Here is a 24,215-nt window from a genome sequence, read left to right as displayed (position 1 = left end):
TATGTCAAACAATCCAAAAAACAACGACGAAGAAATAGAAATAGGTTCTTTGTTTGTAATTTTAGGTAACGGAATTCAGCGGTTTTTCAATTTTATAGCAAGTATATTTAAAAGTTTTTTTCATTTCTTAATTAAAACATTACTGTTTCTTAAAAAAAACGCAATAAAACTAGGTGTTGCAGCTATTGTTGGAGGAGCAATTGGATTTATTTTAGAGTTGAATAAAGATCAACATTATGGAGCGGATATGTTGGTGCAACCCAACTTTGAAAGCTCTCGTCAACTGTATAATAACATAAAGTATTATAACGACTTAGTAAAACAAGAGGATAGTATTTTATTAGCTAAGACTTTTAAAATTTCTACTACGGAAGCCGCTTCTTTAAAGAAATTTGAAATGTTTCCTTTAAAAAGCGAAAATGATATAATTACTGCTTATGATGAGTTAATACTTGAAGTAGATACACTTACTGCAAAAAGTTACTCTTTTGATAAATTTAAAAGAGCTTTTACTGATTATGATTATAAAACGCATCAAATACAAGTAAAAGCAACTGATAAAAATGTTTTTGGCAGTTTAAGTGGTGTAATTATTTCTTCAATTGTAGAGAATGAATATTTTAATAAAGTTAAAAATCTAAACAACGAAAATCTAAATAGAACGGATTCTTTATTGCGTAAAGATTTAGTGCAAACGGATGCATTATTAGCCGTATATAAAAGCGTGCTGTTAGAAAAAGCTAAGAAAGATAATGCTGCTACTAATATTGATTTAGGTGGAAAGTCTTCTTCTACAAAAGAACTGGAACTTTTTCAAACCAAGAGGTCTTTAAATGAAGAATTAAAAAGGGTAACTGATGATAAATCTGGAAAATCTGAAGTAATAAACGTTATTTCTAAACTACAATCTCACGGTTATAAAATTACAGGTATTTCAAAAAATTTAGGATTTCAAATTGCAGCTTTGTGTGTATCACTTATGATACTATTTCTATTGTTATTACAATTAAATAATTACTTAAAAAATTACAAAAAGTAAGTAATGCAAACAATTTTAGTAACAGGAGGAGCTGGTTTTATTGGGAGTAATTTTATCCCTTATTTTCTTGAAGAAAATACAGATGTACACATTGTAAATGTAGATCTTCTTACCTATGCTGGTAATTTAGAAAACCTTTCTGAAATTGAAAAAAACACAAGATATACTTTTGAAAAAGGAGATATTTGTGATCGTAATTTTATTCAATCTCTTTTTGATAAATATAATTTTAAAGGTGTTATTCATTTTGCAGCAGAATCTCATGTAGATAATTCAATTAAAAATCCAGATGCTTTTATACAAACCAACGTTTTTGGTACGTTTACGCTTCTAGATATTGCAAGAAACCACTGGATGAAAGCTCCAAATGAATATAAAACAGCATTTTTAAATGCTAGATTTCATCATATTTCTACTGATGAAGTTTATGGAACCTTGGGAGAAACAGGTTTGTTTACTGAAGAAACTCCGTATGCGCCAAACAGCCCATATAGCGCTTCCAAAGCATCTTCAGATTTTTTGGTACGAAGTTATTTTCACACGTTTGGAATGAACGTTGTTACCACAAATTGTTCAAACAATTACGGACCAAAACAACATGATGAAAAGTTAATTCCAACAATTATAAGAAAAGCTATTTCTGGTGAAAACATTCCCATTTATGGAGATGGGAAAAACATAAGAGATTGGTTGTATGTTTTGGACCATTGTAAGGGCATCAATTTGGCTTACAAAACAGGTAAAACTGGAGAGACCTACAATATTGGCGGTAAAAACGAACGTAACAATTTGTATATTGCAACTACTATTTGTAATTTATTAGATGAAATTCAACCTAAAGAAAAATCGTATAAAGATCAAATTAGTTTTGTAACAGATAGACCTGGACACGATTATAGATACGCAATAGACGCTTCTAAAATTGAAAAGGAATTGGATTGGAAAGCAGAAGAAAATTTTGAAACTGGTATCATTAAAACCATAAAATGGTATTTAAACAACTATAAATAATGAAAGGAATTGTACTTGCAGGAGGTTCAGGAACACGTTTACACCCACTTACTTTAGCGGTTAGTAAACAATTGATGCCTGTGTATGATAAACCCATGATTTATTATCCAGTTTCTACTTTAATTTCAGCAGGAATTAAAGATATATTAATTATTTCTACACCACAAGATTTACCATTATTCAAAAAATTATTAGGAGACGGTAAAAGTTTAGGATGTAATTTTCAATATGAAGTTCAAGAAAACCCAAACGGATTAGCTGAAGCCTTTTTAATTGGTGAAGAGTTTATTGGAAACGATAAAGTTGCACTAATTTTAGGCGATAATATTTTTTATGGAACAGGTTTAGCAGAATTGTTAAAATCTAACAACAATCCTAATGGCGGAATTATTTATGCATATCATGTTCACGATCCTGAACGTTATGGTGTAGTTGAGTTTGATGGTGATGGAAATGCCATTTCTATTGAAGAAAAACCTAAAAAACCCAAATCTAATTACGCAGTTCCTGGGATATATTTTTATGATAATAACGTTGTAAGTATTGCTAAAAATATACAACCAAGTAAAAGAGGTGAGTTAGAAATTACAGATATTAACAAAGAGTATTTAAAACAACATAAACTTACAGTTTCAATTTTAGATAGAGGAACTGCTTGGTTAGATACAGGAACTTTTGCTTCTTTAAATCAAGCTTCGCAATTTGTACAGGTTATAGAAGAACGCCAAGGTTTAAAAATAGGTTCAATTGAAGAAGCTGCCTACAAAAGTGGTTTTATTTCTAAAGAACAGTTACATAAGCTAGCAAAACCACTACTTAAAAGTGGTTATGGTAAGCATTTATTAGAAATTTAATGATTGTTACAAAAACACATTTACAAGATTGTTTTGTTATTGAACCAAAAGTTTTTGGTGATGATAGAGGTTACTTCTTTGAAAGTTTTAATAAACAAACATTTAAAGAAAAAACAAGTTTAGAAATTAACTTTGTTCAAGATAACGAAGCGTTTTCTAACAGAGGTATTTTACGTGGTTTGCATTTTCAAAAAGGAGCTTCTGCACAAGCAAAATTAGTAAGAGTTATTAAAGGAAAAGTATTGGATATTGCTTTAGATATTAGACCAAAATCTAAAACCTACGGAAAATACTTCTCTCTTATTTTATCAGAAAAAAATAAAAAACAGCTATTTGTGCCACGTGGTTTTGCGCATGGATACTCGGTTTTGGAAGACAATACTATTTTTGCATATAAATGCGATAATTATTACGATACTTCTTCTGAAGGTGGAATTATTTACAACGATTCTAACTTAAAAATAGATTGGATGTTAAGTGAAAATGAAATTATTCTTTCCGGAAAAGACAAAACACTTCCACTTTTAAAAAATATAGTTTTATAAAATGCGGTTTTTAAAAAACCTCATAAAAAACGATAGCTTTAAAGAAGTTTTATCGGGCAGTTTTGCAAGTTTTATAACCAAAGCTATTGGTATACTATTAAATTATTTTTTAATCTTTTACATCTCCAATAAAATAGGAGTAGCTTCTGTTGGGTTTTATAATATTATTCTTATTTCTCTTTTTTTAGCAACAATTTTATGTACTGGCGGATTAAATTATGCTATAATACCTTTATTACATCGCTTTTCTTCAAACAAAACAGAATTATACAGTAGGAGCTTATCTATACTCTCTATATTGCTTTTAATCGCAGGGTTATTAATTTATCTTTTATCTCCTTTAATTAACAATTCTTTATTTTCAGATTTTAAAGCATACAACCCGTATGTATTAATTTTATTGGTTGCTTTGTACGTTTTTCAATATTTTAATATTGAATATATTAGAGGGAATAAAAATATTATTGTTTCAGAAAGTCTTAGGAACATTGTTTTTCCCCTGGTTGTTATAATAGGAATTATTTTTAGTGTTTCTTCTTTTCAAGATTACTTTAATTTAATTTTGTTTAGCATTTTTGCCGCTACCATAATTACGTTAATTCCTTCTATTTATTTCGCTTTAAAATCCGCAAAGAACACTGCTGAAAAAAGTTTTGATATTAGCAAAAACACACTGTTAAAAACTGCCACTCCATTAATGATTATGGGTTTAAGTTCTTTTTCTCTTTCGGAAGCAAGTCTTTTCTTTTTAAAATATTATTATGATATAAAGGCTGTTGGAGATTTTACAATTATTTATAAAATTAGCATTACAGCTTGTTTGGTTTTTACCATAGCTTTTGCAATTATTGGCCCTAAAATTGCTGAATTATTTTGGTCTAAGAAAACCTATGAGCTTCGTAAATTATTTGTGTCTTCTTTAAAAATGATATTCTTTGCAACACTTCCTGTTTTTATTGTAGTCTTATTTTTTCCTTCATTTTTTCTAAGTATTTTTAATCTTTCCGCAGATTTTACATTAGAATTAATAATTATGTTGGTTGGACAATTCTTATATGGAATTACTGCAATCTTTGGATTATTTTTAATGGTTACAGACAAGCAAAAAATATATAGAAACATTTATATAGTTTCTGCTATTTTAAATCTTATTTTATGCTTTGTATTAATTCCTAAGTATGGAGTTTTGGGAGCATCAATAACTGTAGCTATTAGTTATGTTTTTTTAAACATACTTTGCATATATTCTTTTTATAAAAGAAATTTATTGGTTTGAAAAAACATTTAAAATATTACATAAACGAAAAAGTTATTCTTAATACAATCTTTGTATTATGTTTTTTTATTTATTTAAAAAAACTACCTATTGGTGTAGAAACACAACCTTTTATCTTGTTTTTTTTAGGATTAGTACTGGTTTTTTTCAATAAAATAAAACTTGCTTTTTTAGATCAGTTTTTAGTTTTACACCTTATCATTCTTACCGTATATTTTACAATTCAATTTATATTATATCAAACAGGTTTAATAGCTTTTTTTACCTATTTAGTTGGGCCCGTTATTTATTTTTCATTTAAAAACAAAATACATTTACTTTCATTAAAAAAAGTAAAATATATTTCTTTGCTTTTTATTGTTTTGGCATCTGTTATTTTTTTTAAAATTCCATTGTTGTATGATTTTATAAAGTGGTTCTATTCCTTATTTATTCCTCGTCCTGGTTGGATTGATGGAGATTCTATAAGAGGTTTCTCTTTAATAGCTCCAGAACCAAGTTATTTTGCTTTTCCAGCGGTTTTGTTGCTTGTTTTGTTAGATTTATTTCAATACAAAAGTAAATCAGTAAAATGGTATAAGATAGCGCTACTAATCGTTATTATTTTATCCAAATCGGCTTTAGTTTTTCTATATGTATTTATTTATATTTTCTTTTTTTACTTAGGAAATAAGCCTTTTGAAATGCTGAAAAAAATTTCTCAACAGAAAATAATAATATTTTCTTCAATTTTTTTAGTATTAATAATTGCATTATTTTTTATTGATAGTCGTGTTTCTCAGGTATTTAATAATGTAACCGACTATTTTTATAAAGAAGATGGGTTTAAAAAATTACTACTTGCGGAACAAAGTGGAAGTACACGTTTTATAATTAATTACTTTGGTTTTACCTCAATAGAATTTGCGCCATTTGGTTGGGGAATTGGAGAGTTTCAAAACAATTTTAAAATTATCGGTAATCAATTTCCAGAAATAATGTCTAAACATTGGATCTTTAAAACAGCAGTTCTCTATAATACTCCTCTAAAAGCCCAAACCTATTTTGCAAATCTTGCTGGAGATTTAGGCATTTTTTCAATTGCGGGTTTTATATTTGTATTTTTAAGTATCTTTAAAAATACTGGAAATAACATTAAAAGAGGTTTACAGTGGTTAGTTCCTATAATGTTAATTTTGGTTCAAGGACAAATTAGCAATCCAATACCATGGATTTTGCTAGCTATTATTAACTCTAATAATTTAAGAAAAGAACTCGTTGGGAAAAGATAAATTATTACTCATTTTTTTTAGAGCACCCTATCCTTTATTAAGCGGTGGTCAAATACGTATGTATCAAAACTTACGCATTTTATCTAAACATTTTGACATAGATCTTTTGTTTCTAACTGATGGTCCTGTTGAAAATTCAACCATAAAAGAATTAAGTAAATACACAAAAGATTTACATTGGTATACATTTAAAAAGAGCCAATATTATTTAAACACTTTAAGAGGTCTTTTTACTTCAGATCCATTACAAACAAATTATTTTTATAGTAGAAAAGTACAAAAATGGATAGATAGAAACATTAAAAAATATCCTTATGTTTTTTGCCATACAATAAGAACAACTAAGTATGTACAAAAACATTCTAATACTATTAAAATTGTAGATTTTGTTGATGCTATTTCTATGAATTACGAAAAAGCGTATCAAAAAAAGAATTTTGGCTTGTGGAAATTACTCTATTATATTGATAAAAACAGATTAAAAAGATACGAGGAAAGAATCTTAAATGAGTTTGATAAATCTATTATTATTTCTAATGTAGATAAGGAGTATATTTTATCAGAAAACTCTAAAAAGAGTATAAAAGTAGTACCAAACTGTATTTTTCCAGATATCGTTAAAAACAATTATACTATACCAGAGAAGCATAAAATTTGCTTTATTGGAAAAATGGATTATGAGCCTAACCAAACAGCTGTATTTTATTTTATTAATAGGATTTTACCTCATGTTGTAAAGAAAAATCCAACAATAAAATTTGAAGTTGTTGGTGTACAACCAACAGAGCAAATTAAAAACTTATCTGTACATAATAATATAAATGTAACAGGTTATGTAGAAGATATAGAAAGAGAAATTAAAGAATCTAAAATAATTGTAGCTCCAATGGTTTCTGGAGCAGGAGTTCAAAACAAAATTTTGCAATCCATGTACTTAAAAAAGTGCGTTGTTACTACAAATTTAGGCGCAGAGGGACTTGTAAATGTTACTAATAATGAAATAATTATTGAAGACAATCCAAGTGCGTTTGCAGAAAAAATAAACTACTACTTAGCAAATAAAGACTTAAGAGATGCTATAGGGATTAATGCAAAAGAATATATTAAAAAAACTTTTTCAGAAGAAAAAGTAGAACAATTGTTAAAAGAGTATTTAATTGATTAATGCATCTTTTTAAAAACATAAAATGGGAATATGTTGGCCTACTAGTTTTGGCTTGTTTTCCAATTTTTCCTTTTTTTTTAGTTTCCGTTGCAATTGCTATATTTTCGCTATTTTCTATAATTAATTACTTTGTTTACAAGCCTAATAGAAAGAGTTCTCATTTCAACATAACTTTTTTTGGCATCCAAATTGCATTTTTTTTGTTTCTAATTGTAGTTTCAGGATTTAAAGATGGTTTTTCTTCAACATTTAAATATTTAGAACCCTCTATTTCACTACTTATTTTCCCTATTATATGGTTTATTACTCGATCAGAAATTACTAAAAAACAACAAATAACAATTCTTAAAACATTTGTAGTTAGTTCCCTTTTATTAGGTGTTTATATTATTGGATATTCTAGTTACTATTCACTTTTAAATGGAACTAAATTTATTGTTTTATCTGAAGAAATTCCTGTGTTAAGTATTCATCCACATTATGTTGGTTTGTTCTTTTTTATGAGTATTGTAATTTTACTTTTTAAACAATTAAAGTTTAAAAAAGCTATTCAATTTTTACTCATCACTTTTTTTACTTTTTTAATACTAACGATGGCTTCTAGAGCTATTTTGTTGGTTTTGTTATTGTTATTAGTAATCGAGTTTTTTAGAAATAAAACAACTTATAAAAATAAAATAATAGCATTTTTAATAGTTATTTTATCAATAAGTACTGCCATTTATTTCATTCAACCTTTACAAAAAAAAGTAGTAGAAGTAGCTTCTGCAAAGCAATTTGAATTACCAAATAAAAAATGGCCAACTTCGGCACAAATAAGAATCGGTTTAAATCATTGTACAGCACCAATTATTAAAGAAAATTGGATTACTGGAGTTGGAATTATATCTTTTGAAAGAATTTTGAATGAATGTTATTCTAAATTTAATAATGCAGAAAAAATACATTACAATTCTCATAATTATTACTCTTTTCTCATAGGAAGTGCCGGTATTTTGTGTTTACTTTTATTTTTGTTGATGCTTTTTTGGCATTATAAAATCAGTTTAAAACAAAAAGATTGGGTATACTTTTACTTTTTGGTACTAATTACATTGTCTTTGTTTACTGAAAACATTTTATCTCGTGTTTATGGAGTAGTATTTATGCTGTTTTTTATGACTATTTTTGTAAAAAATCCACTAAAATCGAACCCAAAAAAGTAGACATATCAGCAACTATTGTTTTGTATAAAAACGATGAAAAAACACTTCAACATACAGTTGATTGTTTTTTGAAAACACCATTAACAAAAAAACTTTTTTTAGTTGATAATTCCCCTACAGATATTTTAAAAAAAATAGCCAACCATAAGGACGTTATTTATATTTTTAATGATAAAAACCTAGGTTTTGGTTCCGGACATAATACAATTATAAATCAGTTAGAAAACCTTTCTAATTATCATTTAATTCTAAATCCAGACGTTTCTTTTTCAGAAACAGTTATTCCTAACTTATGTACTAAATTGTCCGCTGAAAGAGGTGTTGCTATGATTGCTCCAAAAGTTGTTTTTTCTGATGGAAAACATCAATATTCTTGTAGAAAGTACCCAAAACCAATCGATTTAATTAGTAGAAGATTAGGTATTTTTAAGTCTAGAAATCACAAAAAAGAATACCAAGAGAATGACTTATCAAAACCATTTTATCCAGAATTTATCTCTGGTTGTTTTATGTTGTTTAAAACGGTAGATTTTGTTAATCTTAAAGGCTTTGATGAACGTTATTTCCTATATTTAGAAGATGTAGATATTTGTAAAAAAATTGACCAAAATAATTCAAAAAAACTCTTTTATCCGAAAGAACAAATAACACATATTGCAGATTTTGGTTCTTCTAAAAACCTACGTTTATTCTTTTTTCATATTTCTTCTGCAATCAAGTATTTTAATAAATGGGGTTGGTGGTAACTTTCATATATTTGCAACAACAACACAACAAATAACAATGAACATATTAATTCTTGGCTCTGGCGGTAGAGAGCACGCTTTTACATTAAAACTTACTGAAAGTAAAAAAGTAAACACCATTTTTGTAGCTCCTGGAAACGCAGGAACACATAAAATAGCAACCAATTTAAACATAAATCCAACAGATTTTAATGCGGTAAAAGACGCTGTATTAAAAAATGATATTAAAATGGTGGTTGTGGGTCCAGAAGCGCCTTTAGTAGAAGGTGTTCATGATTTCTTTCTCGCTGATGCAGCATTGAAAAACATTCCAGTAATTGGTCCTAAAAAAGACGGAGCATTGTTAGAAGGATCTAAAGATTTCTCTAAACAATTTATGCAAAAACATGGTGTTCCAACAGCAAAATACCAGTCTTTTACCAAAGAAAACTTAACAGATGGTTTTGCTTTCTTAGAAACATTAGAACCGCCTTATGTGTTAAAAGCAGATGGTTTAGCTGCTGGAAAAGGGGTTTTAATTTTAAATTCTTTAGCCGAAGCTAAAACCGAATTAGAAGAAATGGTTGCTAATAATAAGTTTGGAGAAGCTTCTACAACCGTTGTTATTGAAGAATTTTTAAAAGGAATTGAATTGTCTGTCTTTGTTTTAACTGACGGAAAAAACTATAAAATTTTACCTTCAGCTAAAGATTATAAAAGAATTGGTGAAGGTGATGCTGGTTTAAATACGGGCGGAATGGGCGCAATTTCTCCTGTTCCTTTTGCCGATGATGCTTTTTTAAATAAAGTGGAAGAATTAGTGGTTAAACCAACGATTAAAGGCTTACAAAAAGACGGAATAGATTACCGTGGTTTTATTTTTATTGGCTTAATGAACGATAACGGAAATCCTTCTGTAGTAGAATACAACGTTAGAATGGGTGATCCGGAAACTGAGGTTGTATTACCAAGAATTGAATCCGATTTATTTGAATTGTTCGATGGTGTTGCTAATCAAAATTTAGACACAAAATCGTTTTCTGTAACGCCTAAAACAGCAACTACAGTTATGTTAGTTTCTGGTGGTTATCCTGAAGCTTACGAGAAAAACAAAGAAATTACTGGTTTTGATAACGTAACCGATTCTATTGTTTATCACGCAGGAACAAAGTTAGAAAACGATACAGTTTTAACAAATGGAGGTCGTGTAATGGCAATTACTTCTTTTGGAAATACCATTGAAGAAGCCTTAGAAAAATCTTATAATTCTATCGAAAAAATTTCTTTTGAAAAGATGAATTTCAGAAAAGATATTGGATTTGATTTAGTTTAAAAATATTTTTATTTGGGCGTTTTAACAGGCTTTCACTACTCGCTTTTTTTAGTGTTTCGACTACGCTCAACAACCAAAAAAGAGCTCAAACAAACCGTTCAATCCTTAACGCACTTTTTAAGCAGTAAAATAACCACTTAAAATTTAAGTCTTATTTATAAACTTGGTAGTATTTAAATTGAATAATAAATGAATTCTGCCCAACGGAAAATAATTATTGCGCCCTTAAATTGGGGTTTAGGTCATGCAACTCGTTGTGTGCCCGTTATTAATGCAATAATTTCAGAAAAATTTATTCCAATAATTGCTTCTGATGGAAATGCTCTTGCTTTTTTACAGAAAGAATTCCCAGGTTTAAAAACCATAGAACTTCCTAGTTATCATATTAAATATGGTAAAAACTTAAAATTAAATTTACTTTTTCAAGCTCCAAAAATTTGGAAAGCTGTACAAAAAGAACGTGTTATTATTGATAATTTCATTAATGATAACAAAGATGTTGTTGGTGTAATTTCTGATAATCGACTTGGTATAAGAAGTACTAAAGTTCCTTCAGTTTACATAACACATCAACTAAATGTTTTATCGGGTGTTACAACTTTTTTAACTAGTAAAATTCATCAAAAATTCATCAAAAAATTTGATGAATGCTGGATTCCAGATACTAAAGAGCAATTATTTTCTGGAAAATTGTCTTCAACAAATACTGTTAAAAACATAAAGTACATTGGAGTTCTTAGTAGATTTCAAAAAGAAAATCTTCCAAAGTTAAATCATATTTTAATAATTCTTTCAGGTCCAGAACCTAACAGAAGTTTTTTAGAACTGAAGCTAAAAAATGAATTTTCAAATTATAAAGAACAAGTAATTTTAGTTCAAGGAAAAATAGAGGACGTTCAAAAAATTTCTGAAAAAAATAATATTAAAACCTATAATTTTATGCTTTCTGATGAGCTTCAAAATGCTATAAATTCTTCAGAAATAATTATTTGCAGAAGCGGTTATTCTTCAATTATGGATTTAGCTGTATTGAATAAAAAAGTATTTTTTATTCCAACTAAAAACCAATCAGAACAAGAATATCTAGCAGCTTATTTAAAGCAAAAAAATATGGCTCCTTTTTGTTCTGAGGAATATTTTACAGTTGAAAAAATATTAGAATTATCAGGCTATTCGGGTTTAAAATCTAAAGAAACTATGCTAAATCCAACCTTATTTAGCCTTTTCGAGCGTAAAAGAAAACTCTGAGCCTTCACCATACGTACTTTTTAATAAGATAGTTTCGTTATGGGCTTCAATAATGTGTTTTACAATAGACAAACCTAACCCAGAACCACCTTGTTCTCTAGATCTACTTTGATCTACTCTGTAAAAACGTTCAAACAGACGAGAAATATGTTTTTGTTCTATTCCTTCTCCATTATCTGAAACTTTAATTATAAATTTATGCTCATTATAACTTTCAATAGAAACCGTTGTAACTCCTTTAACTGTACCGTATTTAATTGAATTTACTACTAAATTAATAAGTACTTGTTGAATTTTTTCTATATCTCCTTTAACATAAATTGGAAATTCATAAGTTTTATCGAATTGTAAAGATATACTGCGTTTTTTTGCCTTCATTTCAAACAAATCGAACACGTTTTGTACCAATTCTAAAATATTAAAAGGTGCTATATTTATTTTTAATTCATTAGTTTCTAACTTGGTAATCATGTCCAAATCTTTAACTATTGAAGTTAATCTTTCTACTCCTTTATTAGCTCTTTCGAGGTATTTTTTCCTAATAACTTTGTCTTCTGCAGCACCTTCGATTAATGTTAAAATATAGCCTTGAACTGTAAAAAGTGGCGTTTTTAATTCGTGTGCAACATTGCCTAAAAAATCTCTTCTAAAAGAATCTCTTTCTGTTAAATCTTTAATTTCAATAGCTTTACCTTCTACGTAATCTTGCACACTTTTAGAAAGTGTTTCTACATCTGTGGTAATGTTATCTCGTTTTAAATCGTTAACATCTAAAATTGAAATATCTTCATATACTTTTTTAATTCGCTGGTATATAAAGTGTTCCGCTCTATATTGAATAACAAAAAAAGCTACTATAAACAGAACAAATGCAAATGTTATTACTGAAACTATTCCAAAAGATTTAAATAAAAAGTAATAAGAAATTAAAGCAATGGCAACCGAAATTAGCGTTAAGTATAAAGATGATCTAAGGGCGTATTGATAGGTTTTTTTGACTTTCATTAAGCCAAAATTAAGAGTCTTCTCCTTCTAAAACAAACTTATAGCCAACTCCTTTTACCGTTTTAAAGAAATCGTCTCCAATTTTTTCTCTTAGTTTTCTAATATGAACATCAATTGTTCTTCCTCCTACAACTACTTCGTTTCCCCAAACACTATCTAAAATAACTTCTCTTTTAAATACTTTTCCTGGTTTAGAGGTCAGTAAAGAGAAAAGCTCAAATTCTTTACGTGGCAAAACAATTTTTTTGCCAGCTTTAAAAACAACGTATTCTTCTCTATTTATAACAATATCTCCAATTGTTGTAGTTGTACTTGCTTCTTCTGCTGTTTTTAATCTGCGTAATAAAGATTTCACTTTACTTACTAAAACCTTTGGTTTTATTGGTTTTGTAATATAATCATCTGCGCCAGCATCAAAACCTGCTACTTGAGAATAATCTTCTCCTCTTGCTGTTAAAAAAGAAATAATTACGTTTTCTAAGTTTTTAACTTTTCTAATTTTTTCACATGCTTCAATACCATCCATTTCAGGCATCATTATATCTAATAAGATTAAATGTGGAGTTACTTTTTTAGCTTGTTTAACAGCTTCTATACCATTTTTAGCCGTAAATATTTGATATCCTTCAGATTTTAAATTGTAACCTACAATTTCTAAAATATCTGGTTCATCATCTACTAGTAAAATTTTTATATTCTTAGTTTTCATTATTTTTTTAATTGAAACAACCAAAAATAACGATAAAAAGCTAAACATAGCGGTATAACATTTAACTTAACGTTGATTTAATATTACAGCAACCTTAAAAAAACATCTTAATTAAAAGAGTTTTAGTTCTGTTATTTTCTTTGTATTTTTATACGAAAAGAAAAAGATGCTAGAAAAAAAGAAGGTGCAAAATATCTTATTTTTAGATATTGAAACTGTACCTCAACAAGAAAAATGGACTGATGTTTCTATTGAAATACAAAAGTTATATGCTGCTAAAACAAAATATCAACGTAAAGAAGAGTTTACACCAGAAGAATTTTATGACAGGGCAGGAATTTGGGCAGAGTTTGGTAAAATAATCTGTATTTCTGTTGGTTATTTTGTTGAAATAAAAGGAAAAACACAATTTAGAGTTACTTCTTTTTATGGTGATAATGAACATGAAATATTAATTAACTTTAAAGGATTGTTAGATAGTCATTTCAATAAGAAAAATCATGTTTTATGTGCTCATAATGGTAAAGAATTCGATTTTCCATACATTGCTAGAAGAATGATAATTAACCGAGTTGAATTGCCAGAAAAACTTAATCTTTTCGGAAAAAAACCTTGGGAAATTGCACATTTGGACACCTTAGAGCTTTGGAAATTTGGCGATTATAAACACTATACTTCGCTTAAATTACTTACTACTATTCTTGGAATTCCTTCTCCAAAACAAGATATTGACGGAAGTGAAGTAGCTAACGTATATTACAAGGAAAAAAACTTACCCAGAATTGTAGAATATTGTGAAAGAGATACTGTAGCTGTTGCACAATTACTTCTTCGTTTTTTAAACAAGCCGTTAGTAAAGGATAATGAAATTATTAGCGTTTAACCTTCTAACTTCATAGAAAGTTCTAACCAACGCTCTTCTTTTGTTTCCAAAGAAGAAATTATCTCTTGTAATTCTTGCGATTTTTCTGCAATTTCTTCAGGAGATATTTCAACATTTAGAAATTGTTCTTCAATAGTTTTTTTTCTTTTTTGAAGGCTTTCTATATCTTTTTCTAACAAGCCAAACTCTCTATTTTCATTAAAACTTAGCTTTCCTTTTGGTGCTGATTTTTGCTGAACTTCTTTGGGTTTGTTTTCAGTCTTTTTTTCTGCCTTCTCCTTTGGCTTAGAGCTTTCATATGCTCTATAATCTGAATAATTTCCAGGAAAATTCTCAACTACGCCTTCTCCTCTAAAGACAAATAAACCGTCAACAATTTTATCCATAAAATATCTATCGTGAGAAACAACTATTAGGTTTCCTGGAAAATCTAGCAAGAAATTTTCTAAGACATTTAAGGTAACTACATCCAAATCGTTTGTTGGCTCATCTAAAATTAAAAAATTTGGATTCTGGATTAAAACTGCACATAAATACAAGCGTTTTTGTTCTCCTCCAGAGAGTTTTTCAACAAAATCATATTGTTTTTTCTTATCAAACAAAAAGCGCTCTAATAATTGAGAAGCAGAAATTCTTCTTCCTTTGGCTAACGGAATTTCCTCTCCAAATTCTTTTACAACTTCAATAACTTTTTGTCCTGGTTTTACAACAATTCCGGCTTGCGTGTAATAACCGTACTTTACAGTTTCTCCTAAAACAACTTTCCCTGAATCAACTTCAGATTTTTGTGTAATCACATTTAAAAAAGACGATTTACCAGTTCCGTTTTTGCCAATAATACCAATGCGTTCTCCACGCTTAAAAACGTATTCAAATCCATCTAAAATCTTCTTTTCGCCAAAAGCTTTAGATACCTTATGAAGTTCTAAAATTTTGCTTCCTAAACGTTCCATGTTAATTTCTAACTGAACTTGATGATCTTGTCTACGTTGGTGTGCTTTTTCTTTTATTTTGTAAAAATCGTCTGTTCTTGACTTAGATTTAGTTGTTCTTGCTTTTGGTTGCTTTCGCATCCAATCTAATTCCTTTTTAAACAAGCTTTTTGCTTTGCTTAAATTAGTTGCTTCTAAAGCTAAACGCTCTTCTTTATTTTGAAGATAATATGAGTAATTTCCTTTGTATTTATATAGTTTTCCTTGATCTAATTCTATAATTTCATTACAAACACGTTCTAAAAAATAACGGTCGTGTGTTACCATAAAAAGGGTGATTTTTTCTTTAGCAAAATATGCTTCTAACCACTCAATCATCTCTAAATCTAAGTGATTTGTTGGCTCATCAAGAATTAATAAATCTGGTTTGCTAATTAGCACAATTGCCAACGACAATCTTTTACGTTGACCTCCAGAAAGCACAGAAATCTTTAGCGATAAATCGTCTAATTTTAACTTAGATAGAATTTGCTTGTATTGTGTTTCAAAATCCCAAGCATTGTATTGTTCCATTAACTCAAATGCTTCTTGATATGCATCACCATCATCTGGATTTAATAACGCTTTTTCATATTGCTTTACAATAGATAAAATTTTATTATCCGTAGAAAAAATAACCTCTTCAATAGTTAAATTTGGATCTAACTCTGTGTTCTGAGCTAAATACGCAATATGAATACCTTTTCTACTAACTACTTGACCAGTATCTGACGTGTCTAAGCCAGCAATAATGTTTAAGATTGAAGTTTTTCCGCTCCCGTTTTTAGCAACAAAAGCAATTTTTTGGTCTTTATTTATTCCGAAGGAAATATCTTGAAATAAGATTTTTTCTCCATAAGATTTTGCAATATTTTCTACCGATACATAATTCATGTGCCAAAAGTAACTAAAAAACCTCGAGCAGATGCCCGAGGTTTAAAATTTGAATTATTACTTTTTTTATTTTTTTACTAATTTAGATGTTATAGATTTTTGACCATCATTAACTTCTATAATATACACACCTCTCTGTAAGTCACTTACATCAATAGTACTGCTTGTAATTTTTCCTTTTTTAACAACTCTACCAATTGTATTAATCATACGATAAGTTAATTCTTTATTTCTTCCGTATTTAACTTGAATGTAATTTGTTGCTGGATTTGGATAAGCAGTCAATTTTAATGAAGCTTCGTTTCCTAAAGGATCTCCTTTTGGATCAGAAAAAGTTGTGTAATAAGTTGATGAAGAAGCTGACGATATAATATTTACCGTATAGTCTTCTACTTCTCCGTCTGCAAAAGTCTCACAAGCTGTTTGCGCTGCATTGTATTTCATTGAAACACGCATTCTTGTTTGTCCTAAAAGTGCGTTTGCCGGCACTGCTACATTTGCAGATAAGTTATTTGCACTTGAAGAAGATCCAGAAACAACTTTTTCATTATCATCAAAAGTTCCGTCTTGGTTAAAATCAATCCAAACTGCCCAATGTTCTGTATAAGCTGTACTTGCAAATCCTGCACTAACAATCATTCCGTTAGTTCCACTACCTTGAACAAGTGTTGCTGTTTTAGAAGTGAAATCTCCATATCCAGCATTTGCTCCAGATGCATTTGTCATTCCTCCTAATTCCACATTATCAATCCATTCGTAGGTAACTCGATTTCCTTTTGAAGCACAATAAGAAACTTGATTTCCTAAGGTTGTAAAAGTTACTGTATTACTTAAATTTGACGTGTTTCCTTCAGCATCTTTTGCACTTACAGTATAAGAATAAGATGTATTTGCAGTTAAACCTGTAATATTTGCAGATGTTCCTGTTACAGTTCCAATACTTGTTCCTGTACTAAATACTTCATATCCTGTTACACCTACATTATCTGTAGAAGCAGACCAGTTTAAAGTTGCAGTTGTTTGCGTTACACTAGAAGCTGATAAACTTGTTGGTGCAGTTGGCGCTTGTGTATCTGCATTAACATTAACGGTTCTACTAACTTGTGTTGCTGCATTTCCTGCTGCATCACTTACGTTATAGTTTAAAGTATATGAACCTGCAGAAGATGTGTTTACATTTCCTGTAGTAACAATACTTGAAGTTAAATTTCCGTCTATATTATCTGAAGCTGTTGCTCCTGGATCTGTAAATGCATCTCCAACCGTTAAATTCATTGTTGAAGAACCATTAAGTGTTATAACTGGCGCAGTTGTATCTGCAACATCTCCAACTAAATTTACAGTATAATCTTCTGTTTCTCCATAATTATACGAACCACATGCAGATGGAACTGCATTATATTGCATAACAACACGCATTCTTGTAGAACCTGTTACGGCAGATGTTGGCACTGTAAATGAGCCGCTAACTGGCGTAGTTTGCGATGCCGCTTTTGTCCAAACAGTTTCTCCACTATCAGAAAAATCTCCATCTTTATTATAATCAATAAATACGGCATAACCTTCGTTATATAAAGTTCCTGTCCAAGTTGGCGTTATTGTTATTGTTGAAGAAGTTCCTTTTGTTAAATTAGTATTTATTGAAGAATAATCTGCATACCCACTTGATGAAGCTCCTGTTGTATTATTAATACTTCCAAGAACAACTTTACCTATATATTCATCTGCAACGCTATTTCCGTTTGAATCACAATAGTTTAATTGTACTTCTGTAGTAGTAAAACTTACTGAATTAGAATACCCAGATGTAGAATTATCTGGACATTTACTTCTTACTTGTACTTGATAAGATGTTTGAGGTGATAATCCTGATAAAGACTTAGAAGTTCCTGATTCAGAAGATGTGGTCCAAGAAGAAGTTCCTGTTTGACGATATCTAAAATCATAAGAAGTTCCTGTTACTGCATTCCAAGAAATAGAGGCTGTCGAAGAACCAAATCCGTCAATAGTAAAATTTGTAGGTGTTGTAGCATTACAAACAACTGGAGTTCCAGTTAAACCTGTTACTACCAAAGAATAATTTTGACTTCCGCCAGTTAAAGAACCTTTATGCGTAACTGTTATTGTGTAAGTTCCTGAAGCATTAGCAACATCAACTCTTTCATAAGGATCTTTAGTATTATCTCCTTTACCATTAGTTGTAACTCCTGTTAATCTCCAAGGTGTATAATTTGTTCCGCCTTTAGAAACTCTAACATCTAAATCGTTTACTAAAACTGAAGAAGTAGAGTTTGTAGCCGTTGAAGCTGTACCTGCTCTGTCTGTCCAAGAAATTGAAGCCATTAAATCACTAACTCCATCAGAATCTACAGTAATTTGATAAGATTGACCACTTGTTAAAGTTAATTCTTCAATTTTAGATTCATTTCCATTTTCTGTAATTGCTTCTGCTGCTCTTTTAGTGTTCATTAAACCCCAACCAAATACTGCATCTGGACCATTTGATCCTGCATCATCTGCAGTATGAAGAGCTAATCCTTTTAAAGTAGCAGCTTTCATAAACGAACCATTTACATTATTAGCATGTTGTTGTAATAATATTAACGAACCCGCAACATTTGGTGATGCCATTGATGTTCCTGTAATACTATTATATGCTGTATTACTTGTTTCATAAGTTGAATAAACTCCCGTTCCATTTCCAGTAATATCTGGTTTTATACGATAATCATCTGTTGGTCCTTCACTACTTGAACTATTGATAGTAACCGAAATTAAATTTCCGTTTGCATCAATATTTGCATCATTTGCATTTGCTACAACTAAACCATTTTTTGCAGTTGCATGACCTGATAGTTTATCATAAGAAGAATTTCCAGCTAATGGAGCTCCATTTGCAGAATTATCATTTCCATCATTTCCAGCAGCAACAACCATTAAATAGTTTGGTGCATTAAACATAATGTTATCCCAATCTCTAGAATCTGTAATATATCCTCCAAAATAATAATCTGGAAGCTGAGGTTGACCTTGTTGGTTTCTTGCCGCAAAACCATAAGAGTGATTAGAAACTAACATTCCGTTTGAAGCAGCACTTGTAGCTTCAGAAGTGTCATTATTCCAATCATACCCAACTGCTTTTGCGTGTGGTGCCATACCTTTTGCATTTGCTACAACACCTGAAGCCATAATTGTTCCGGTTACGTGAGCAGAATGGTAATGTAAAGCTGTTGTTCCATCTCCAATAGAGAAACGGTTATTTCCTCCAGCTCCATCATATTCTTGATGCGAAGCTCTAGCCAAACCACCATCCCAAACGTGAGCAGTCATGTTTTGACCCATTAGATTTAAACCCAATGAACCACCATTATTTAAATGATCTGTTCTTGTAGATTTTGCAGCAGCAACATTAAATGTGGTGTAATAAATTGGCTTGCCATTTACTATTTTTTGTAATTCCAACATACGTCCGTCTTGTGTGGTAAACTTAGTTTTCCATCCTTTTTGACGTGCAATTTCTATTGCTTTTTGTTTTACTGTTGATGAATTTTTTTTGAAAGAATTTTCAAGTTTTTGTAGTTTTTCAAGATTATACCTGCTCTTGATTTTGTTTATCTCTTGTTTATTTTGAGCACTAACTAAAGTTGCTCCCATAAGGGCAAGAGAAAAAAACAAAGCATTTTTAAAGTACTTTTTTCTCATAATTAAAGGGGTTAAAATAGGGTTAATTAAAATATTATTAATAAAAAAAGATTTTAATTGAATTATACTTTAAAATATTTGGGTTTTTTTATCAATAGCTTAACAAATATATTATTATTTTATTAATAACAAAATTTTAACGTTTTTAAATTAAAAAAACATTACGCAAATTAAATTAATCAACTACATATCAGTTGACTACACAAAAAACCTCGAGTAGCTACCCGAGGTTTAAAATTAAAAGTATCAAATTGATATTACTTTTTCACAAACTTAGTTGTAAATGTTTCTTCATCATCTGTTAACTCTAATAAATAAATACCTCGTTTAAGAGTACTTACATTAATTGAATTGTTTCTAATTGATCCTGAAGTAATTACTTGTCCTAATAAGTTAGTAATTCTATATTTAGATTGAATAGCTCCAAAATTAGGGTTGATGTTAATAATATCAATTGCTGGATTTGGATATAACATAGTGTCTCCCTCAAAATCTGAACTTCCAGTATCTGAGAAATTAGAATATCCTGCAACCATATTTATAGAGTTTGCTGTGTTTCCACCATTACCAACAATACCTGTAATTGTAACTTGATCTATATAAATATGATCTGCATTACCACTTGCATCATTTTGGAATCTAAAAGCAGAATTACTCGCAAAATTAACATCTGTACTATTTAAAGTAACTGTTGCAGAGTAGTAATTATTATTCTGAAAAGATGTTCCTCTAGCCCAAACTCCAACAGTGGCCCAAGATGAACCATTGTAAAAACGTAACCAAAAGTCTTCATTATTTTCCATTGAATACGAGTAGAAATAGAAATTAACCTCAACTTGATCATAACTTGTTAAATTGAAAGGTTGTGATGTCATTGCAGATGCTACTCCAGAATTATCTCTTAAGCGAATTGATTTTGTTCCTTCAAAAGAACGAGAACCTGAATATCTTTTACAATCAACTCCACCGTCAGACCAACCATCCCAACCAGATTCAAAAAACCCTTCGTGTAAAACTGTTGTAGAACCAGTTGAACCTCCTGGAGTTGTAAACGTTTCCGTATTACTTGTTGATGAAACATTTCCAGCAGCATCAAGCGCTCTTACCGTGTAAGAATAAGCTGTGTTTGCTGTTAAACCTGTAATATTTGCTCCTGTACTAGTAACAGTACCTATACTTGTTCCATTACTAAACACTTCATAAGCTGTTACACCAACATTATCTGAAGAAGCATTCCAAGATAAGGTAGCTGTTGTTTCTGTAATATTAGACGCCACTAAATTTGTTGGAGCCGTTGGTGCTTCTGTATCTCCAGCTGGCTCATCAACATTTACTGTTCTAGTAACTTGTGTTGCTGCATTTCCAGCTGCATCACTTACATTATAATTTAATGTGTAAGTTCCAGCTGATGCAGTATTTACGGTTCCTGTTACAACAATACTTGACGTTAAATTTCCATCTACATTATCCGTTGCTGTTGCTCCTGGATCTGTAAATGAATCTCCAAGAGTTAAATTCATTGTTGAAGAACCATTTAGCGTAATTATTGGAACTGTAGTATCTGCTACAGCATTTACATTTACTGTTCTAGAAACCTGTATTGCTGGATTTCCTGCAGCATCACTTACGTTATAATTTAATGTATATGTTCCTACAACAGATGAATTAACAGTTCCTGTAACCACAATACTTGATGTTAAATTACCATCAATATTATCTGATGCAGTTGCTCCTGGATCTGTAAAAGAACTTCCTTGATCTATATCCATCGTAGAAGTACCATTAAGTGTAATTACTGGCGCAGTTGTGTCTGGTGTTCCACCAACTAAGTTTACGGTATAATCTTCCGTTTCTCCATAATTATAAGAACCACAAGCAGACGGAACTGCATTATACCTCATAACAACACGCATTCTTGTTGCTCCTGTAATTGCTGATGTTGGCACTGAAAATGAACCACTTACCGGTGTTGTTTGTGATGCAGTTCTTGTCCAAACTGTTTCTCCACTATCAGAGAAATCTCCATCCTTATTAAAATCTATAAATACTCCGTAACCTTCGTTATACAAAGTTCCTGTCCAAGTTGGGGTTATTGTTATTGTTGAAATTGCTCCTTTTGTTAAATTAGTAGAAATTGAGCTATAATCCGCATATCCACTAGAAGATGCGCCTGTTGTATTATCAATACTTCCAATATTTACATTGCTAATATATTCATCTGCTACACTATTCCCGTTAGAAGCACAGTAATTAAGTTGTACTTCAGATGTAGTAAAGTTTACAGAACTACTATACACTGAATTTCCTGAATCACATTTACTACGTACTTGAACTTCATAAGAAGTTGTGGCAGATAATCCGCTTAAAACAGTTGAAGCTCCATTAACAGCATTAGTTGCCCAAGAAGTTGTTCCTGCAACTCTATAACGAACATCATAAGATGCTGCTGGAACTGCATTCCAAGAAATAGTAGCTCCAGTTGCAGAAACGTTTGTTGCGTTTACTCCTGTTGGTACAGTTGCATTACAAACAACTGGTGTTCCTGTTAAACCTGTTACTACTAAAGAGTAGTTTTGACTTCCACCTGTTAAAGAACCTTTATGAGTTACTGTTATTGTATAGGTTCCTGTTGCTCCTGCAATATCAACTCTTTCATAAGGATCTACGTTATTGTCTTGTTTTGCGTTTGTTGTTGCTCCTGTTAATTTATAAGGAAAATGTGTTGTTCCTCCTTTAGTAACTCTTATATCTAAATCATTAACTAAAACTGGTGTTGTAGAGTTTACTGTTGTATTTGATGGACCTGCTCTATCTGTCCAAGAAATAGAGGCTAATAACGGATTTACGCCATCAGAGTCTACCGTAATTGTATATGTTTGTCCAGAAGTTAACGTTAATTCTTCAACTTTAGATTCGTTTCCATTTTCTGAAATAGCTTCAGCAGCTCTTTTCGTATTCATCAATCCCCAACCAAAAACTGCATCTGGACCAGAAGCTCCAGCATCATCAGCTGTATGTAAAACTACACCCTTTATTGTAGAAGCTTTTGCAAAAGAGCCTCTTATATTATTTGCGTGTTGTTGTAATAATAATACTGAACCTGCTACGTTTGGCGACGCCATTGACGTACCTGTAATTGAATTATAAGCTGTATTACTACTTTCATAAGTAGAATAAACGCCTGTTCCGTTTCCGGTAATATCTGGCTTTATTCTAAAATCGTCCGTTGGTCCTTCACTGCTTGAACTATTTATAGTCACAGAAACCAAATTTCCATTAGCATCAATATTTGCGTCATTAGCATTTGCTACAACTAAATTATTTTTTGCTGTTGAATGTCCTGTTAATTTATCAAAACCAGAACCTCCTATTGGGTTATTATTTGCTGTGTTGTCATTTCCATCGTTTCCTGCTGCAACAACCATTAAATAGTTTGGCGCATTAAATAAAATTTCATCCCAATCTCTTGTTTCATCAATATAACCACCAAAATAATGTTGAGGTAATTGTACTTGTCCAAATTGATTTCTCGCCGCATAACCATACGAATGATTAGAAACTAACATTCCGTTTGCAGCCGCAGAAGTTGCTTCTGCTTTATCACTATTCCAGTCATAACCAACAGCATTTGCATGTGGCGCCATTCCTTTTGCATTTGCATTTACACCAGAAGCCATAATAGTTCCTGTTACGTGTGCTGAATGATAATGTAAAGCGGTGGTTCCATCTCCAATTGAAAAACGATTAGTTCCTCCAGCTCCATCGTATTCTTGATGCGAAGTTCTTGCTAAACCTCCATCCCAAACGTGAGCTGTCATGTTTTGTCCCATTAAGTTTAAACCTAATGAACCACCAGAATTTAAATGATCTGTTCTTGTAGATTTTGCTGCATCTACATTAAAAGTTGTATAATAAATTGGTTTTCCATTAACAACTCTTTGCAATTCTAACATTCGACCATCATTGGTGGTAAATTTTGTTTTCCAACCACGTTGTTGTGCAATTTGTATAGCATTTTGCTTATCCGAAGATGCTTTTTGTTTAAATGAGTTTTTTAAAGTTTGAAGTTTCTCAAGATTATATCTACTTTTAATTTTGTTAATTTCTTTTTCGTTTTGAGCACTTAAAGTAGAGGCTCCAAAAACAATAAAAAGAAAAAACAATATGTTTTTAAAGTACTTTTTTTTCATAATTTGTAGTTTTAAACGGTTAGTTTATTTTTGTTTTTCATAGTTAAAATCACTTTTTAAAACATAATTTGTAATAAAGCAACGATTTTTACAATAAATTGGCAGTAAATATAACTTTTATGTAAGAATTTATAAAGAGTGAAAACACCCATTTATTTTCACTTAACAATTTAACTTTCAGAATTATAA

The 24,215-nt window shown here is 30.3% G+C and carries 17 protein-coding genes; 12 read left to right on the top strand and 5 right to left on the bottom strand.

Annotated features, from left to right (window positions below; translation table 11 throughout):
• Position 1 precedes the first annotated feature (1 nt).
• The 11 genes from LPB136_RS11055 (at position 2) to LPB136_RS11005 (ending at position 11,672) form a co-directional block, all read left to right on the top strand.
• Positions 2 to 1,039, top strand: a complete 1,038-nt coding sequence (locus LPB136_RS11055) for a hypothetical protein (RefSeq protein ID WP_072556384.1) — start codon at positions 2 to 4, stop codon at positions 1,037 to 1,039.
• A gap of 3 nt (positions 1,040 to 1,042) precedes the next feature.
• Entirely contained in the window at positions 1,043 to 2,050 is a 1,008-nt protein-coding gene (gene rfbB, locus LPB136_RS11050) for a dTDP-glucose 4,6-dehydratase (protein ID WP_072556383.1), read from the top strand.
• Positions 2,050 to 2,904, top strand: a complete 855-nt coding sequence (gene rfbA / locus LPB136_RS11045; RefSeq protein ID WP_072556382.1) for a glucose-1-phosphate thymidylyltransferase RfbA — start codon at positions 2,050 to 2,052, stop codon at positions 2,902 to 2,904. Before rfbB ends, rfbA begins: the two co-directional genes overlap by 1 nt.
• Positions 2,904 to 3,449 carry a dTDP-4-dehydrorhamnose 3,5-epimerase gene (rfbC, locus tag LPB136_RS11040; RefSeq protein ID WP_072556381.1) on the top strand — a complete coding sequence of 182 codons (546 nt, stop codon included), beginning with the start codon at positions 2,904 to 2,906 and terminating at the stop codon, positions 3,447 to 3,449. Before rfbA ends, rfbC begins: the two co-directional genes overlap by 1 nt.
• Position 3,450: 1 nt before the next feature.
• Positions 3,451 to 4,725, top strand: a complete 1,275-nt coding sequence (locus LPB136_RS11035) for an oligosaccharide flippase family protein (RefSeq protein ID WP_072556380.1) — start codon at positions 3,451 to 3,453, stop codon at positions 4,723 to 4,725.
• Complete coding sequence (locus LPB136_RS11030) at positions 4,722 to 5,996, top strand: O-antigen polymerase (RefSeq protein WP_072556379.1); 1,275 nt, start codon at positions 4,722 to 4,724, stop codon at positions 5,994 to 5,996. The genes LPB136_RS11035 and LPB136_RS11030 overlap by 4 nt, the downstream gene beginning before the upstream one ends.
• Positions 5,983 to 7,161 carry a glycosyltransferase family 4 protein gene (locus LPB136_RS11025; protein ID WP_072556378.1) on the top strand — a complete coding sequence of 393 codons (1,179 nt, stop codon included), beginning with the start codon at positions 5,983 to 5,985 and terminating at the stop codon, positions 7,159 to 7,161. The genes LPB136_RS11030 and LPB136_RS11025 overlap by 14 nt, the downstream gene beginning before the upstream one ends.
• A 200-nt stretch (positions 7,162 to 7,361) precedes the next feature.
• Entirely contained in the window at positions 7,362 to 8,366 is a 1,005-nt protein-coding gene (locus LPB136_RS11020) for an O-antigen ligase family protein (RefSeq protein WP_158009634.1), read from the top strand.
• 20 nt (positions 8,367 to 8,386) lie between these two features.
• Positions 8,387 to 9,112 (top strand): glycosyltransferase, encoded by a 726-nt coding sequence (locus LPB136_RS11015; protein WP_418361241.1) that lies wholly within the window; start codon positions 8,387 to 8,389, stop codon positions 9,110 to 9,112.
• A gap of 37 nt (positions 9,113 to 9,149) precedes the next feature.
• The gene (purD, locus tag LPB136_RS11010) at positions 9,150 to 10,424 is read left to right on the top strand and encodes a phosphoribosylamine--glycine ligase (protein ID WP_072556375.1); all 1,275 of its coding nucleotides are present in this window, start codon (positions 9,150 to 9,152) and stop codon (positions 10,422 to 10,424) included.
• 189 nt (positions 10,425 to 10,613) lie between these two features.
• Positions 10,614 to 11,672, top strand: coding sequence for a glycosyltransferase (locus tag LPB136_RS11005; RefSeq protein WP_072556374.1), 1,059 nt, complete (start codon positions 10,614 to 10,616; stop codon positions 11,670 to 11,672).
• On the opposite strand, the gene LPB136_RS11000 is transcribed toward LPB136_RS11005, so the two are convergent.
• Together LPB136_RS11000 and LPB136_RS10995 are read right to left on the bottom strand one after the other, a co-directional pair.
• Positions 11,637 to 12,677: a sensor histidine kinase gene (locus tag LPB136_RS11000; RefSeq protein ID WP_072556373.1), complete on the bottom strand. Its 1,041-nt coding sequence runs from the start codon at positions 12,675 to 12,677 to the stop codon at positions 11,637 to 11,639. The genes LPB136_RS11005 and LPB136_RS11000 overlap by 36 nt on opposite strands.
• A gap of 10 nt (positions 12,678 to 12,687) precedes the next feature.
• A complete protein-coding gene (locus tag LPB136_RS10995) occupies positions 12,688 to 13,386 on the bottom strand; it encodes a response regulator transcription factor (protein ID WP_072556372.1) in 699 nt (232 codons plus the stop codon).
• 166 nt (positions 13,387 to 13,552) lie between these two features.
• Here LPB136_RS10995 and LPB136_RS10990 point away from each other — a divergent pair, with 166 nt between their 5' ends.
• Positions 13,553 to 14,269: a 3'-5' exonuclease gene (locus tag LPB136_RS10990; protein ID WP_072556371.1), complete on the top strand. Its 717-nt coding sequence runs from the start codon at positions 13,553 to 13,555 to the stop codon at positions 14,267 to 14,269.
• Here LPB136_RS10990 and LPB136_RS10985 read toward each other — a convergent pair.
• From LPB136_RS10985 to LPB136_RS10975, 3 genes are all read right to left on the bottom strand, one after another.
• On the bottom strand, positions 14,266 to 16,134 hold the full coding sequence (locus tag LPB136_RS10985) for an ABC-F family ATP-binding cassette domain-containing protein (RefSeq protein WP_072556370.1): 1,869 nt from the start codon (positions 16,132 to 16,134) through the stop codon (positions 14,266 to 14,268). The two genes, LPB136_RS10990 and LPB136_RS10985, sit on opposite strands and share 4 nt — an antisense overlap.
• A gap of 66 nt (positions 16,135 to 16,200) precedes the next feature.
• Positions 16,201 to 19,836, bottom strand: a complete 3,636-nt coding sequence (locus LPB136_RS10980; protein WP_072556369.1) for a GEVED domain-containing protein — start codon at positions 19,834 to 19,836, stop codon at positions 16,201 to 16,203.
• A 257-nt stretch (positions 19,837 to 20,093) separates the two neighbouring features.
• Positions 20,094 to 24,026 (bottom strand): immunoglobulin-like domain-containing protein, encoded by a 3,933-nt coding sequence (locus LPB136_RS10975; RefSeq protein ID WP_083426215.1) that lies wholly within the window; start codon positions 24,024 to 24,026, stop codon positions 20,094 to 20,096.
• Between the last annotated feature and the right edge of the window lie 189 nt (positions 24,027 to 24,215).

The organism is Tenacibaculum todarodis (assembly GCF_001889045.1).
Classification (GTDB): Bacteria; Bacteroidota; Bacteroidia; order Flavobacteriales; family Flavobacteriaceae; genus Polaribacter; species Polaribacter todarodis.
The sequence above is the reverse complement of the archived record's forward strand: the minus strand, read 5'-3'. Positions and strand labels throughout refer to the sequence as shown.